General features: G+C 70.6%; 13 protein-coding genes. 6 read left to right on the top strand and 7 right to left on the bottom strand.

Annotated elements, in window-relative coordinates:
• Nucleotides 1–3: 3 nt before the first annotated feature.
• Nucleotides 4–1,263, bottom strand: a complete 1,260-nt coding sequence (locus tag HYV14_01940) for a bifunctional N-acetylglucosamine-1-phosphate uridyltransferase/glucosamine-1-phosphate acetyltransferase (protein ID MBI2384752.1) — start codon at nucleotides 1,261–1,263, stop codon at nucleotides 4–6.
• Nucleotides 1,264–1,519: 256 nt separating this feature from the next.
• Here HYV14_01940 and HYV14_01935 point away from each other — a divergent pair, with 256 nt between their 5' ends.
• The gene (locus tag HYV14_01935; GenBank protein ID MBI2384751.1) at nucleotides 1,520–2,503 is read left to right on the top strand and encodes a type IX secretion system membrane protein PorP/SprF; all 984 of its coding nucleotides are present in this window, start codon (nucleotides 1,520–1,522) and stop codon (nucleotides 2,501–2,503) included.
• The gene (locus HYV14_01930; protein MBI2384750.1) at nucleotides 2,500–5,118 is read left to right on the top strand and encodes a fibronectin type III domain-containing protein; all 2,619 of its coding nucleotides are present in this window, start codon (nucleotides 2,500–2,502) and stop codon (nucleotides 5,116–5,118) included. The genes HYV14_01935 and HYV14_01930 overlap by 4 nt, the downstream gene beginning before the upstream one ends.
• A gap of 10 nt (nucleotides 5,119–5,128) precedes the next feature.
• Here the strand turns inward: HYV14_01930 and HYV14_01925 are convergent, their stop codons facing one another.
• On the bottom strand, nucleotides 5,129–6,517 hold the full coding sequence (locus HYV14_01925) for a nucleotide sugar dehydrogenase (protein ID MBI2384749.1): 1,389 nt from the start codon (nucleotides 6,515–6,517) through the stop codon (nucleotides 5,129–5,131).
• A gap of 166 nt (nucleotides 6,518–6,683) precedes the next feature.
• Here HYV14_01925 and glmS point away from each other — a divergent pair, with 166 nt between their 5' ends.
• Nucleotides 6,684–8,549 (top strand): glutamine--fructose-6-phosphate transaminase (isomerizing), encoded by a 1,866-nt coding sequence (gene glmS / locus HYV14_01920; protein MBI2384748.1) that lies wholly within the window; start codon nucleotides 6,684–6,686, stop codon nucleotides 8,547–8,549.
• A 5-nt stretch (nucleotides 8,550–8,554) separates the two neighbouring features.
• On the opposite strand, the gene HYV14_01915 is transcribed toward glmS, so the two are convergent.
• From HYV14_01915 to HYV14_01900, 4 genes are all read right to left on the bottom strand, one after another.
• The gene (locus HYV14_01915) at nucleotides 8,555–9,055 is read right to left on the bottom strand and encodes a hypothetical protein (GenBank protein ID MBI2384747.1); all 501 of its coding nucleotides are present in this window, start codon (nucleotides 9,053–9,055) and stop codon (nucleotides 8,555–8,557) included.
• Nucleotides 9,056–9,140: 85 nt separating this feature from the next.
• A complete protein-coding gene (locus tag HYV14_01910; GenBank protein MBI2384746.1) occupies nucleotides 9,141–9,431 on the bottom strand; it encodes a hypothetical protein in 291 nt (96 codons plus the stop codon).
• Entirely contained in the window at nucleotides 9,428–9,814 is a 387-nt protein-coding gene (locus HYV14_01905; protein MBI2384745.1) for a hypothetical protein, read from the bottom strand. Before HYV14_01905 ends, HYV14_01910 begins: the two co-directional genes overlap by 4 nt.
• Nucleotides 9,815–9,883: 69 nt before the next feature.
• On the bottom strand, nucleotides 9,884–10,618 hold the full coding sequence (locus HYV14_01900) for a HAMP domain-containing histidine kinase (protein MBI2384744.1): 735 nt from the start codon (nucleotides 10,616–10,618) through the stop codon (nucleotides 9,884–9,886).
• A gap of 196 nt (nucleotides 10,619–10,814) precedes the next feature.
• Between HYV14_01900 and HYV14_01895 the strand changes: the two genes are divergently transcribed.
• Both HYV14_01895 and HYV14_01890 read left to right on the top strand, forming a co-directional pair.
• Nucleotides 10,815–11,360: a carboxymuconolactone decarboxylase family protein gene (locus HYV14_01895; protein ID MBI2384743.1), complete on the top strand. Its 546-nt coding sequence runs from the start codon at nucleotides 10,815–10,817 to the stop codon at nucleotides 11,358–11,360.
• 84 nt (nucleotides 11,361–11,444) lie between these two features.
• Entirely contained in the window at nucleotides 11,445–11,732 is a 288-nt protein-coding gene (locus HYV14_01890; protein ID MBI2384742.1) for a hypothetical protein, read from the top strand.
• A 55-nt stretch (nucleotides 11,733–11,787) separates the two neighbouring features.
• Here HYV14_01890 and HYV14_01885 read toward each other — a convergent pair whose 3' ends face one another.
• Entirely contained in the window at nucleotides 11,788–12,948 is a 1,161-nt protein-coding gene (locus HYV14_01885) for a hypothetical protein (GenBank protein ID MBI2384741.1), read from the bottom strand.
• 103 nt (nucleotides 12,949–13,051) lie between these two features.
• Between HYV14_01885 and HYV14_01880 the strand changes: the two genes are divergently transcribed.
• Entirely contained in the window at nucleotides 13,052–13,657 is a 606-nt protein-coding gene (locus HYV14_01880; protein ID MBI2384740.1) for a hypothetical protein, read from the top strand.
• Nucleotides 13,658–13,667: the final 10 nt, after the last annotated feature.

The following is a 13,667-nucleotide window of genomic DNA, read 5'->3' as shown; positions in this document are numbered from 1 at the left end:
GCCTCAGCGGGGAGCGCCCGGCTCTTTCGCCTTGCCGTACTTCTTGGAGTAGCCGGGCTTCGTGACCTGACGGCTCCGGCCGATCACGAAGGAGTCCGGCGGGGCGTCCTCGGTGACGCTCGTCCCGGTCGCGACGAAGCTCCCCGCGCCGAGCGTCACCGGCGCGATCGTCTGCGAGGCGCCGCCGACGACGACCTCGTCCTCGATGATCGTCCTCTGCTTCAGCGGCCCGGCGCTCGAGCTGCTCGTGATGAAGCCCGCGCCGATGCTCACCTTCCTCCCCACCTGCGCGTCCCCGATGTAGCATTGATGCGCGGCCCTCGTCCCGGAGCCCAGGCTCGCGTTCTTGAGCTCGACGAAGTTCCCGAGCCAGACGTCGTCCTGGAGGCGCGTGCCCGGGCGGAGATGCGCGTAGGGCCCTACCCGGCAGTCGCGCCCGACGCGGGCCTGCTCAGCGAGGGTCCCCTGCAGGATGAGGCTCCCGGCCCCGACCTCGGAGTCGACGATCCGGCAGAAGCCCTCCACCCGCACGCCCGCTCCGAGGACCGAGTCGATCACCGTGCAGCCGCCCTCGATGCGCACGTCGGGGCCGATCCGGCAGCGCGGATCGATCAGGGTCGTGCGCGGATCCTGGAGGACCGTGCCCTTGAGCATCAGCTCGCGGTTGTAGCGCTCCCGCAAGGCGGTCTCCGCGCGCCACAGCTCATGCAGGTCGTCGACGTCCAGCGCCTCGGCGGGGTCCGGCAGGACGAACTCCGCGGCTCCGCGAGGGACGCGGAGGTCCCCGGCGCCCTCGAGCGCGGCCGGCAGGTCCTTGAGCCGGTAGCAGTGCGCGACGGCGCGCCCCTCCGGCCCCGCCGCCCGGCCCACGGTGCAGCCGGCGCCCGAGGCGGCGTGCCGCGCCGTCAGCTCCCGCAGCGTGCCCGCCGTCAGCAGCGGGACGTCGCCGTATAGGATCAGGACGTCGCCGTCCGGGCCCGGCGCGAGCCCCGCGGCCCGGACCGCGTCCGCCGTGCCGAGCGGGGACTCCTGGCGGACGATGCTCAGGTCCTTGTAGCCGCGGCACTGCTCGCGGAACTCGCGCTCGCCCCGGCCGACCACGAGACGGATCGACGCGCGCTCGAGCGCCTCGGCCGCGTCCAGGACGTGATGGATCATCGGCCGGAAGAATACCGGATGCAGGGCCTTGGGATGCCCGATCCTCATCCTCGCCCCGGCGCCGCCCGCGAGGACCACGATATGCGGCGCCGGGGAGCTTGCCATTGCGCGCATCCTAGGACTTCCGCGCGAGCCTCGCCATGGCCGGCGTGTTACGAAAATGTTGAGCGGGGCTTGCGGACGGTCGCCGCCGGCTGTTATCATCTTGATGTCGTCCGTTTGACGCATTCGTTTCCCCGCCGTGACTCGCCGACGCATCCAGGCGAGGGCCGCCCGCCTAGGGCGGCGATCCGACTCCCCCCTCCGCGTCACCGGCGCGCCCGCCGCCGGCATCCGCCTCACGTCAGGACCGGAGAGCCACTTGCCCAAACCGATGAAACGACACCGGACGTCCGCATCCGCGTCCCTCGCCCTTCGCGCGCTCCTCTGCGCCGGGCTCGTCGCCGGCGGAGCGCTCAGCGCCCGCGCCGCCTTCGACTTCGCCCCGACCGGCGCGCAGGCCGCCGCGATGGGAGGCTCCGTGCTCGCCGGCTCCGGCGACAGCGCGTCGCTCTTCCTCAACCCCGCCGGCGCCTCCGGCCTCGAGCGCCCCGAGGCCTACTTCATGTACAACCGGTACTTCGCGGGGCTCAGCGGCGTCGAGGCCCTCGGGCAGGGCTTCGCCTCCCTCGGCGTCCCCACCAAGATAGGCGTCCTGTCGGCCGGGTACGCCGACCTGCGCGCGTCCGGCCTCCTCGAGGAGCGCGTCGTCGCCGTCTCGTTCGCCCGGCGCTGGTTCGGCTTCCTCGACGCCGGCGTCACCGGCAAGCACCTCCACCATAAATACCTGATCGCCTCCGATCCCGCGGCGTCCGCCGACCCCGTCTTCCGCGACGGCTCCTCGCGCGGCGCGTTCGCCCTGGACTTCGGCGCCGGCGCCGCCGTCGCCGGTCCCCTGAGGGCCGCGCTGGCCGTGCGCAACGTCAACCGCCCGGACGTCGGGCTGGCCACCGAGGACCGGGTCCCGCGGGAGTATCAGGCGGGCCTGTCCTACGCCGTCGAGTCGTGGAGGCTGAAGCTGACGGCCGACTTCCTCTACCGCGACTCCGGGTCGGGCTCGCTCAAGGAGCGCAGCGTGCCCTCCGTCGGCCTGGAGAAGTCGCTCGAGGGCGACCGCGTCAAGTTCCGCCTCGGCGCCAGCCCCGACCAGTTCAGCGCGGGCGGCGGCGTCCAGTTCGACCGCCTGGGCTTCGACTACGCCTTCATCCTCAGCCGCAATCTCCTGGCCCACAACGCCGGCACGCACATGATCGGCGTCCGTTACCGCTTCGGCGACTCCGCTCCCGCTTCCACGAGGAACCCTTGAACATGAACAACGCCGCGCCTTTCCGCCTGAAAACGCTCGCGCTCCTCGCCGGACTCCTCCTCGCCGCTTCCGGCGCGTCCGCGGCGGCCTGCCTCGACAGCGCCGGGACCTGGAGGAACGCCTCCCTGCCCTCGCAGACCGGTCTTTTCACCGTCGAGTTCGACGCGACGCCCGGCTCCGCGAGGATGGACGGCGTCAGCGGCCTCTCCTACGGCGCGGCCTCCGGCTACGCCGCGCTGGCGGCGGCCGTCCGCTTCAACAACGCCGGCAGGATCGACGCGCGCAACGGCGGAGCCTACGCCGCGGCCTCCTCCGTCCCTTACGCCGCCGGGCTCGCCTACCATTTCCGGCTCGCGGTGAACCTGTCCTCCCGCACGTACGACGCCTGGGTCCGCCAGGGCGCGGGCGCCGAGCAGAGGATCGCCGCCGCCTACGCCTTCCGCAACGAGCAGAAGAAGGCCTCCGCGCTGAACAACCTGGCCCTCCTCGCCTCGACGGGCCGCGAGACGGTGTGCGGCGCGGCCGCCGTCGCCGCCGACACGACGCCTCCCGCCCTCGGCGCCGTGTCGGCCTCGCCCGTCTGGCAGAGCTCGGCGACGGTCTCCTGGACCACCGGCGAGGCGGCCGACGGCCAGGTCGAGTACGGGGCGACGACGGCCTACGGCGCCTCAACCGCCCTGGACGCCGCCCTGACGACCGCGCACGGCGCCGTCCTGAGCGGCCTAGCCGCCGGAACCCAGTACCACTATCGGGTCAAGTCCCGCGACGCCGCCGGGAACATCTCGGCTTCGCCGGATTCGACCTTCACGACCGCGGCCGTCGCGCCCCCCGCGACGGTCGCCACCTTCTCCGACGACTTCTCCTCCTACGCGCCGGACGTCTGCCTCGCCGACGGAGCCGTCTTCGGCCCGTGGACGTCGCTCTTCAACGGCTACGGCTGCAACTCGGTCAGGACGGACGGGGTGAAGTCCTGGCTCGAGGAAAGCCCCTTCCCGAGCGCCTCCCCCTCCGAGACCCACGCGTCCATGGTGCTCGGGCCGTCGTTCAGCGGCCCGCTGACCCTGACGGCGGACATGCTCACCGTCGCGCAGCTGCGCACGGGCTCGGCGCCGAACGCCTGGGAGGTCGCTTGGCTCGTCTGGAACTACGCCGACAACACCCATTTCTATTATTTCACGCTCAAGCCCAACGGCTGGGAGCTGGGCAAGGCGGACCCCGCCTACCCGGGCGCCCAGCGCTTCCTGGCGACGGGCTCCTCCCCGGTCTTCCCGATCGGCGGGACGCACGCCGTCAAGATCGTCCAGAGCGGCGACGTCATCAAGGCGTACGCGGACGGGACCTTGCTCGCGACGTTCACCGACGCCGAGCGTCCGTACCGCTCCGGGCGCATCGGCCTCTATAACGAGGACTCCCGGGTCCGCTTCAGCAACGTCGCGGTCGATACGAGCACCGCGACCGCGGCGACGGCGTCCGTCGCCTCCGCTCCGGGCGCGGACAAGCTCGGCGTGACGCAGATCTACCCCACGGCGGGCGGCGGGAAAGAATGGTTCTCCGACTGGGGCAACGGCGCGGCCCGGACCTTCGGCTGGGGCGACGATCCCCGGGACCCCTGGTTCCACGGCAAGGGCAACGCGACCTACAAGGTCGACGGCGCCGGCCAGCTCCTGATCTCCGGGGCCGTGCCCCGGATGTACATCTACGACCCGGCCTTGGCTCAGAGCTGGCGCAACGTGGAGATGACGGTCTACGCCAAGCGCGTCTCCGACTCCGGGACGCCCTGGGGCGGCATCGTGGGCGCGACGCGCACCAACCACATGGCCGAGTCGGTGAATCCCTGCGACACCCGCGGCGCCATGGGCCGCTTCAGGTACGACGGCCATATCGACTTCGAGAAGGAGACGAGCCACCCCGCCTCGACGGCCGTGCAGAACAAGACGCAGTTCGCCGGCGGGCTGCCGTACGACCGGTGGATCGGCTACAAGCTGACGGTGTACGACCTGCCCAACGGCGACGTGAAGCTCGAGAGCTGGCTCGACATGACGGACGGCGCCGGCGGCGGATCTTGGGTCAAGGTCAACGAGCTTCAGGACAACGGCCTGAACTTCGGCGTCGGCGGGACCCCGTGCAAGGCCGGCATCGACCCCGCCCTGAGGCTGACGAACAGCGACGCGCGCCCCGGGACCGAGACCGGCAGGCCGAACCAGGCCGTCTACTGGCGCAGCGACAACGTCGGGACGGACGGGCTGATCTACAAGAAGATGAGCGTGCGGGAGATCGACCCGGCCGGGACGGCCGCCGCGTCGCTCGCGGCCGCGCCGGACGCCGGAGCCGCGGCCCCGACCGCGGCCGACGCGCGGGCGCCGCAGAAGATCCTGAGCCCCGCTCTGCGCGACGGGATCAACGACGAGGCGCGGTTCGGGGCGGAGGCGGACGAGGTGGACATCTACGACCTGAAGGGACGCGTCGTGTTCCGCGCCTCCCGGCAGGGCGCCGCGTCCATCGTCTGGGATGGACGCGACGGCGCCGGCCGGGTCCGCGAGTCAGGCGTCTACCTCGCCCGGGTCAAGAAACGGGACTCGGGCGTGCTGTACCAGAGCTTCGTGCTGGTCAAATGACCGCGCGCCGTCAGGCGCGCACGATCTTGTCCTTCCACTGCGTCTGGCCGGCGCAGGCGTTGCGCGTGTCCACGACGAGCGGAGCGCCGCGCGCGATCATCTCGTAGTCGTAGTCGCTGTGGTTCGTCACGATCACGACCGCGTCGACGGAGGCCAAGGTCGCGCTCGTCACGGGCACGGCGCTCACCTTCAGATGGCGGGTGTGTTCCGAGTCCGGGAACTTCGGGATGTTCGGGTCGTTGTACACCACCGAGGCCCCCTTCTGCTCCAGGAGCTCGAGCAGCTTGAAGGCCGGCGACTCGCGGGGGTCGTCGATGTCCTTCTTGTAGGCGAGACCCAGCATCAGCACCCGCGCTCCCTCGAGCTTCTTGCCCTGCGCCCTCAGTCCCTCCTCCAGCTTCGCCATCACGTAGTAGGGCATCTGGATGTTGATCTCGCCGGCGAGGTCGATGAATCGGGTGTTGAACTGGAACTCGCGGGCCTTCCACGACAGGTAGAACGGATCGATCGGGATGCAGTGGCCGCCCAGGCCGGGGCCCGGGTAGAACGCCTGGAAGCCGAACGGCTTGGTCGCCGCCGCGCCGATGACCTCCCACACGTCGATGTCCATGCGATCGAAGCACATCTTCAGCTCGTTGACGAGGGCGATGTTCACGCAGCGATAGATGTTCTCGAGGAGCTTCGCGGCCTCGGCCGCCTCGCAAGAGGAGACCTCGACCACGCGGGCCACCGCCTCGCGGTACAGCGCGGCCGCGGCCGTGCGCGAGGGCTCGTCGATCCCGCCGACGATCTTCGGGATCTGCTCGATCGAGAAATCCTTGTTGCCGGGATCCTCGCGCTCCGGCGAGAAGGCGAGGAAGAAGTCCTTCCCGCACTTCAGGCCGCGCTTCTCGAGCTCGGGCTTCATGACCTCCCGCGTCGTCCCCGGATAGCTCGTGCTCTCCAGGATGATCAGCTGTCCCTTGCGCAGGGTGGCGCCGATGGCCTTCGCGGTCTGGCGGATGGCGGAGACGTCGGGCTTGCCGTCCATCGTCAGCGGCGTCGGGACGCAGACGAAGATCGCGTCCGCCCCGGCGAGGCTGCGGAAGTCGGACGTCGCCAGCAGCTGCTTGGCCGCGAGGTGGCGGGAGATGTCCTCGGACGGGACCGACCTTATATAGGAACGCCCGCGGTTGAGCGAGTCGATCTTCGACTGGTCCGTGTCGCAGCCGATGACGCGGAAGCCCTTCGAGGCGAACAAGCGGAGCAGCGGCAGCCCGACGTAGCCGAGCCCCATGACGGCGACGCGCGCGTCGCGGGTCGGGAACTTCTTCAGCAGCGATCCGAGGGCGTCCGCGTCCCGGCCGGCTTCGGCGGCGGCGGCGGGCCCTCTCGTCAAGGTCGTGGTCTTCGGTGTCATGATTGCTCTCTCCTCTGCGGTCTTGAGCACGGATGCTAGCATCCTGATATCTGATCCGCTGGACGGGCGAGTAACGATCTTGCGAACGTCCGCGTCACGATTCGAAAGCGCAGGCTTTACGCCCGCTCCATGGCCGCGCGCGGCGCGCGCCGATATAATCCGTCCCATGTGTGGAATAGTGGGCTACGCCGGATCGAAGCAAGCCGTGCCGGTCCTCCTGGACGGGCTGAAGCGGCTCGAGTACCGCGGTTATGATTCCGCGGGATTGGCGGTCGTCGCGGAAGGGGTGCTCACCGTCGCGCGCAGCGTCGGAAAGCTGTCCTGCCTCGACGACCTGATGGCGCGCAGGCCGGTGCTCGGCTTCCTCGGCCTGGGGCACACGCGCTGGGCGACGCACGGAGGGCCGTCCGAGGCCAACGCGCACCCGCACACGGACTGCGCCGGCCGCATCGCGGTGATCCACAACGGCATCATCGAGAACTACATGACGCTCCGGGACGAGCTGACCGCGCGCGCGCACTACTTCACGTCCGCGACCGACACCGAGGTGCTCCCCCACCTTATAGAGGAGGAGCTCGCGAAGCACGGTACGGGGACGTCCGCCGCGGCCTCCGAGTCCGCGCTCGCCGACGCCGTGCGCGCGGTCATCCACAGGGTGCGCGGCGCCTACGCCCTGGCCGCGATCTGGGCCCAGGCGCCGGGGTCGATCGTCGCCGCCAAGAAGGACTCGCCCCTGGTCATCGGCCTCGGCGAGCGCGAGAACTTCATCGCCTCGGACGTTCCCGCCCTGCTCAAGCACACGCGGCGGGTGGTCTACCTCGAGGACGGGGAGTCCGCCGTCCTGCGCGCCGACCGCTGCGCCTTCTTCGACGCGCTGGGCCGCGCCATCGAGAAGACGCCGGCCGTCATCGAGTGGGACAGCGCGGCCGCCGAGAAGGGCGGCTTCCGCCATTTCATGCTCAAGGAGATCCACGAGCAGCCGCGCGCGGTGGAGAACACCTTGCGCGGACGGCTGCCCCCACGGGACGCCGGGCGCCTGGGCCGCGAGAGCGGCCTGACGCCCGAGCTGCTGCGCGGCGTCGAGCGCGTCCACATCCTGGCGTGCGGCACCTCCTGGCACGCCGGCATCGTCGGCAAATACCTGCTGGAGCGCCACGCCGGGATCTCCGCGCAGGTGGAGACCGCCTCCGAGTTCCGCTACCGCCGTCCCGTCCTCGCGCCGAACACGCTCGTGGTCGCCATCAGCCAGTCGGGCGAGACCGCCGACACCTTGGCGGCCGTCCGCCTGGTCCAGAAGGCCGGGCTGAAGGTCCTCTCGATCGGCAACACGGTCGGCGCGGCGATCCCGCGCCAGGCGGATTTCAACTTCCACACCTTCTGCGGGCCCGAGTGCGGCGTCGCCTCGACGAAGGCCTTCGCCGGCCAGCTGACCGCCCTGAGCCTGCTGGCCCTGCAGGCCGGGACGGCGCGCGGCTTCATGCCGGTCGAGGAGGCGCGCGAATGGGTCGACGAGCTGGCGGCCCTCCCGGAGCTCCTGCGCCGGACCCTGAAGCTCGACGGCCAGATCCGCGAGATCGCCGCGGAACTGCGCGAGGCCGCGCACGTCCTCTTCATCGGCCGCGGGGTCAACTATCCGACGGCCATGGAAGGGGCGCTGAAGCTCAAGGAGATATCCTACATCCACGCCGAGGGCTTCGCCGCCGGGGAGATGAAGCACGGGCGCCTCGCCCTCATCGACGCGCGCATGCCGGTCGTGGCGATCGCCACGAGATCCGACGTGTTCGAGAAGACCCTGTCGAACATCGAGGAGGCCAAGGCCCGGGGCGCCCGGCTCATCGCGCTGTGCACCGAGGGCGACCGGCGCCTGCGGGGCAAGGCCGACCGGATCGTGGAGGTGCCGGCCGTGGGGGAGCACTTCTCGCCGATCGTCAACATCCTCCCGCTCCAGCTCCTGGCCTACCACGTCGCCGATCTGCGGGGCTGCGACGTCGACCAGCCGCGCAACCTGGCGAAGAGCGTGACGGTCGAGTAGCGCGGCTACTCGCTCTCGGATTCCTCGTCGTGGCGGGTCGCGGCCTCGAGGCGGCGCGCGGCGTAGCCGTCCGCCCCTCCCAAGGAGCGCCAGACGAGCAGGCGGGCGCGCTGCGAGGCCGACAGGAAGGCGTTCAGGCCGGCGTCGACGCGCTCGCTGCGCTCCGCGATGGCGCGGTTGATCTGGTTCACCTGCTCGAGGGAGTCCTCCACGTCGCGCTCGCTGCCGTTGTCGGCCAGCAGCGACTGCAGCTTCACCATCTCATGGCGCAGCAGCTCCCTCAGGGGCTTGAGCCTCGCGGCCTTCTCGTTCTCCAGCGCCGTGAACTTGCGGGCCTGCTCGGCGCTGAGGCCCAGCATCTTCCGCCACTGCTCGCCGGCGGCGACGCCGCGCTCGAGCGGGTAATCCAGGGCCGGATCGGGAACGGCGGCGTAGGCGGGGAGCGCGGCGGCGACGAGGAGCGCGGCGGAAAGGGAGGCGACGGACCGTCGGGATTCGTTGTTCATGGGACTATGATAGGGAAACGGCCGGTACCCGGCTACGGCGGCGGAGTCACGGTTTTCTGACCGCCTCGTGACGGCGAACGCCTCGTCAGCTCGCCGCGACGAGGAAGCGCACGGCGCGCTGGACCGGGGGCCGTCCGGACGTCCCCTCGCAGCGGACGAGCGCCTGATGCCGCCCGGGCGCGAGGCCGGACCGCTCGAACCACCAGTAGCCGCCGCCCAGGCGGCAGGCGTCCCAATGCTCGCCGTCGATGGCGATCTCCACGCGGCGGTCCGGCGCGTCGATGAGGAAGCGGCAGCGGGACGCGTCGACGACCTCCCCCTCTCCGGGGTAGAGCACGGCGAAGCCTTCCGAGCCGGCCGGTGAGAGCCGCGTCACGGCAGGTCCACCAGGAACAGGCAGGTCTGGCGCGGCTCCTTCTCCCTGCGGTGCGGACGGACGCGGACGACGGCCTGCCGGCGTCCGGGCTGATACTCCGTCCATTCGTACGACCAGCACCCTTCGCCGCGGCGGCACGGGCGCCACTCGTCGTCGTCGATGGAGATCTCCAGCCCCTCGATCGAGGAGTCCAGGACCTGGTACTCGCTCTCCGGGAAATAGCTGCGCTGACCGATCTGCGGATGCTCCACGGAGATCTCCGGCGCCACGTCGTCCGCGCCGAACGTGTCCCACAGCTTGAAGCTCATCGGCGTGCGCGCGCGGCGAGGCGCCTCCAGGACCGCCGTGCCGCCCGCGCCTCGCGATCTGACCGCTCGTCTCATGTGACCCTCCCGCACGCGCCGTGCCAAGAGCATATTCCCGGACGTCCGCCGGAAGCAATCATGGCCGCGTCAGGCTATTGTGACGGTTCCATGACGGCCGGCCCTGGCCTTCGGCAAAGTGATCGTGAACACGCAGCCCTTCCCGGGCAGGTCCCGCGCGCCGAGGGTGCCCCCGTTGAGCGCGACGGCGCGGCGGCTGATCGCCAGGCCGAGCCCGAGGCCCGAGCGGTCGGTCCCCTTCTGCGTGAACGGCTCGAAAAGCTCCGCGATCCCGCCGGGAGGCAGCCCACCGCACTGGTCCTCCACCTCGAGCGCCGCGGAGTGCTCCTTCTCCAGGCCGCGGACCCGCACGGTGCCGCCCGCCGGGGTGAACTTGATCGCGTTGCGCACCAGGTTCGACAGGGCGGACGAGAGGTAGGGCCCGTCCGCGTTGACCGTCAGGCGCGGGTCGACGCGGACCGAGAGTTCCACGCCCTTGACGCGGGCCTGCTCGGCCGCCGTGGCGACGACGTCCCGGACCGCCTCGGTCAAGGTCATCAGGCGGCGGTGCGCCGGCGGTTCCTTATGAAGGCGGACCTCGGCGTCGGCGCGGTCGAGGAGGACGCGCATGTGCCGCAGGTTGCGCTCCAGCAGGGCGGCGGCGGCGCCGGCGTCGGGAGACTTCTTGATCATGGCGTGGGCCACGAAGACGCAGGCCAGGGCGTTGCGCAGCTCGTGGACGAGGAAGCCCATGCGCGTGGCCGCGTCGTAATCCTCGTGCCGCCGCGCCTTCTTGTGGTGCGACTCGTCCGCATGCCTGGTCATACGTCCTCCGGGCGCCGCCGTCGCGAAGATTATAGGAGCCGCCGCGCGGGGAGGCCATGGCCGGGATGTAACCCTTTCGTTGGGAGGACGTCGCCGGAGCGCGGGGCGCGGCCGTCAATGGATTGGTACGGAACCGTCAACGGCGGCTGCGCTAGAATCATCCCGACGCGCACGAACATCGAACCAGGAGGCGGCCATGCAGAGGATTCCGGCGGCGGACTTGTCGAAGGCGGCGGGGAGGACGAGGGAGCAGCTCGACGCGGTGCAGCGGAAGATGGGACGCGTGCCGAACCTGCACGCGACGATGGCGAACTCGCCCGCGGTGCTGAACGCGTACATGCGCCTGCACGACGCGCTCTCCCAGACGTCCCTCGACACCCGGCTGCGGGAGCTGCTGGCCGTGGCGGTGGCCTCGGAGAACGAGAGCGAGTACTGCCTGGCCGTCCACACGGAGGCCGGCAAGAACCTCAAGGTGGACGAAGCGGAGCTGCTGCGCGCCCAGGCGGGGGACTCCGCCGATCCCAAGACCCTCGCGGCTCTCCGCTTCGCGAAGGCGCTCGTGCAGAAGCGCGGCCGGGTCAGCGACTCGGAGGTCGCCGCGCTCAAGGCCGCCGGCTTCGGCAACGCCGCCGTCCTCGAGATCGTCGCCTCGACCGTCATGAACATCTTCACCAACTACACCAACCACGTGGCGGCGACGAAGATGGATTTCCCTCGGACGCGCGTGCCGGTCGCGAATTAAGGCAGGAGGGCGGAGACCGCCCGGCCGGCAGCCGGCATCCTTAGAATGACCGCTCGCAAATCAACCTCGCACAGGAGACACCCCATGATCCAAGCTCCGCTGAAGACCGTCGGCGTCGATTATCCGCGCGCGGGAGAGACGCTCGCTCCCGGCCAGGACTACAGCTTCCGCGTCACGGCCCCGTCCGACGCGAAGGAGGTCCGCCTCTCCATCGACGACGGGGAATGGAAGCCCTGCCGCATGGACGCCGGCTACTGGTGGTTCGATTGGACCCCGCAGGACGAGGGCGACCACATCGCGGTGTCGCGCGTGATCGAAGCCGACGGCTCGATGCTCGTCACCCAGCCGCGGCTGTTCACGGTCCGGGGCTAGCGCCGCGAGGCCCGGGCGCGCTCGCGCGCCCGGGCCCACTCGGGGCGGCCGCGCCTCAGCGGAAGCGCAGGCCCTTGAGGTACGGTGAGGATCTCCCGGCGTTCATCTGGATGACGGTCTTGAGGTAGAACCCGCGCGCCTCGCCGGGCGACCGCCGCTCCCGGACGACGTCGTCGGCGAGGTTCAAGGCCAGGAAGTTCGTCTCCTCCGACTCGCTGGTCGCCGACAGTTCCCGGCCGTCCCGGCTCAGCCGCAGCGCGACGTCGAGCTCGGCCAGCGCCTGCACCTTGTCCCGAGGCACCGAGTAGCCGATCGTCTGCTCGAGGACGTCGATGTGCTCGTTGGGATCGCGATAGACGGTGGTGATCTTCCACGGGGCGTTGTCGTACCAGGAGAGGCGGTCCGAGATGGCCAGGTCCGGCGGCCCGTACTTCTCCATGATGACCTCCGCGGTCCTCTGCGCCGTCACGGGCCAGCCGGTGAGGATGCGCCGGGCCTCGGCCTCCCGGGCGCGCAGCGCGGGCTCCGCGGGCCGGGCCGCCTCGACGACGAGGGTCCGGCCGCCGCCGCCCGAGACGTCGAGCTTCGAGCGCTCGATCGCGGGATGCTCGAATCCGGCCGCCTCCGGCACGATCACGGTGACGGCGTCCCCGGGGGGCATCCGGCGCACCTCGGAGAGGATCGAGCCGTCGTTGGCCAGGCTCCCCGGCGCGAGGAAGGCCCCGGCGCCCTCGCTGCGGACGAGCATCTCGCCCGCCCAGACCGAGGTGACCGAGATCGCCCCGCCCTTCCGGAGGCGGAACTTGCGGTCGCCGACGCTGACCTCGAGCGACCGGGGCTCCTTCTCGACCGCGGCGATCCGCATGGTCCCCGACCGGCTTCCCTCCGGCCGTATGGCCAGGAACTGGAAGACGTCGCCCTCCGCGGCGCGCACGCTCGCGTGGTAGTCGGAGTCCAGCACGGCGAAGCCCGAGCGCACCCGGACGATCGAGCCCGAAGGAAGGTAGGGAAGGCTCGGCGCGGCGCTCTCGCCGGAGCTCCCGGGCTCGACCTCGACGCGTCCGCCCATGCGCGTGATCTGGAGCCGGGGCGCGGCCTCCTCCGGCGCCGCTTGGATCTGCGCGCGCGCGCCGCCCAGCAGAACGAATAACGCCAATGCGCCGATGTTCGTCTCCAGCATGGCCGCCTCCTTGCCCATCGTCGAGCCTGAGGGCAATATACAAGGCCTCCCCCGCCTTGGCCATGGCGGCCGGGTGACGGTATTTTGATCGGCGGATGAAGCAATACGGCTGTAACATGAAAAACATATCCTTTCAACAATGCCGATACGACTCCTGTTCCTCATATTGTCCTTCGCGATCGCCGCCCCCTCGCGCGCCGCCTCTCCCGCCGGAGGCATCGAGCCCGCCCGGATGCAGACCCTTCTCCAGGGGTTCGTCGACAAGCTCTACATGAAGGCGTTCCGCCATCTCGGCGACGAGCGTGATTTCGACCACGGCCACGTCCTTTACGCCCCCGGCACGAAGACGCCGGTGGCCATCCTCTATCACACCCAGGAGCTGGCTCAGGACGAGCCGGCGGGCAGCGAGTTCGGCTACCTCGACGCCGGAGCCCGGAACTGGATCCAGTGGGTGGATCGGGGCGCGATCGAGAGCGCGGACCTCTATCAGCGGCGGGAATTCCCCGACTCGGCCTACTGGCGCTGGTTCAAGGAAGAGCGCGTTCCGATCCTGAAGCGCTATCACACCATCGTGGACAAGATGCTCGACCCGGCGCGGCTCGGCGCGGAGACGTCGGAAAGCCTGCAGCTGGTGTTCACCCGCGTGGACTGCGCCGCTCCCCCCGCGCCGCAGCCCGGCAAGTCGCCCATCGACGTCCGCTTGCCGTCCGGCGAGCGGGTCTGCCTCGCCCTCGGCGCGTCCTGACGGGCCGCGT

The sequence above is a fragment of the Elusimicrobiota bacterium genome, assembly GCA_016182905.1.
Classification (GTDB): Bacteria; Elusimicrobiota; Elusimicrobia; order UBA1565; family UBA9628; genus GWA2-66-18.
The sequence above is the reverse complement of the archived record's forward strand: the minus strand, read 5'-3'. Positions and strand labels throughout refer to the sequence as shown.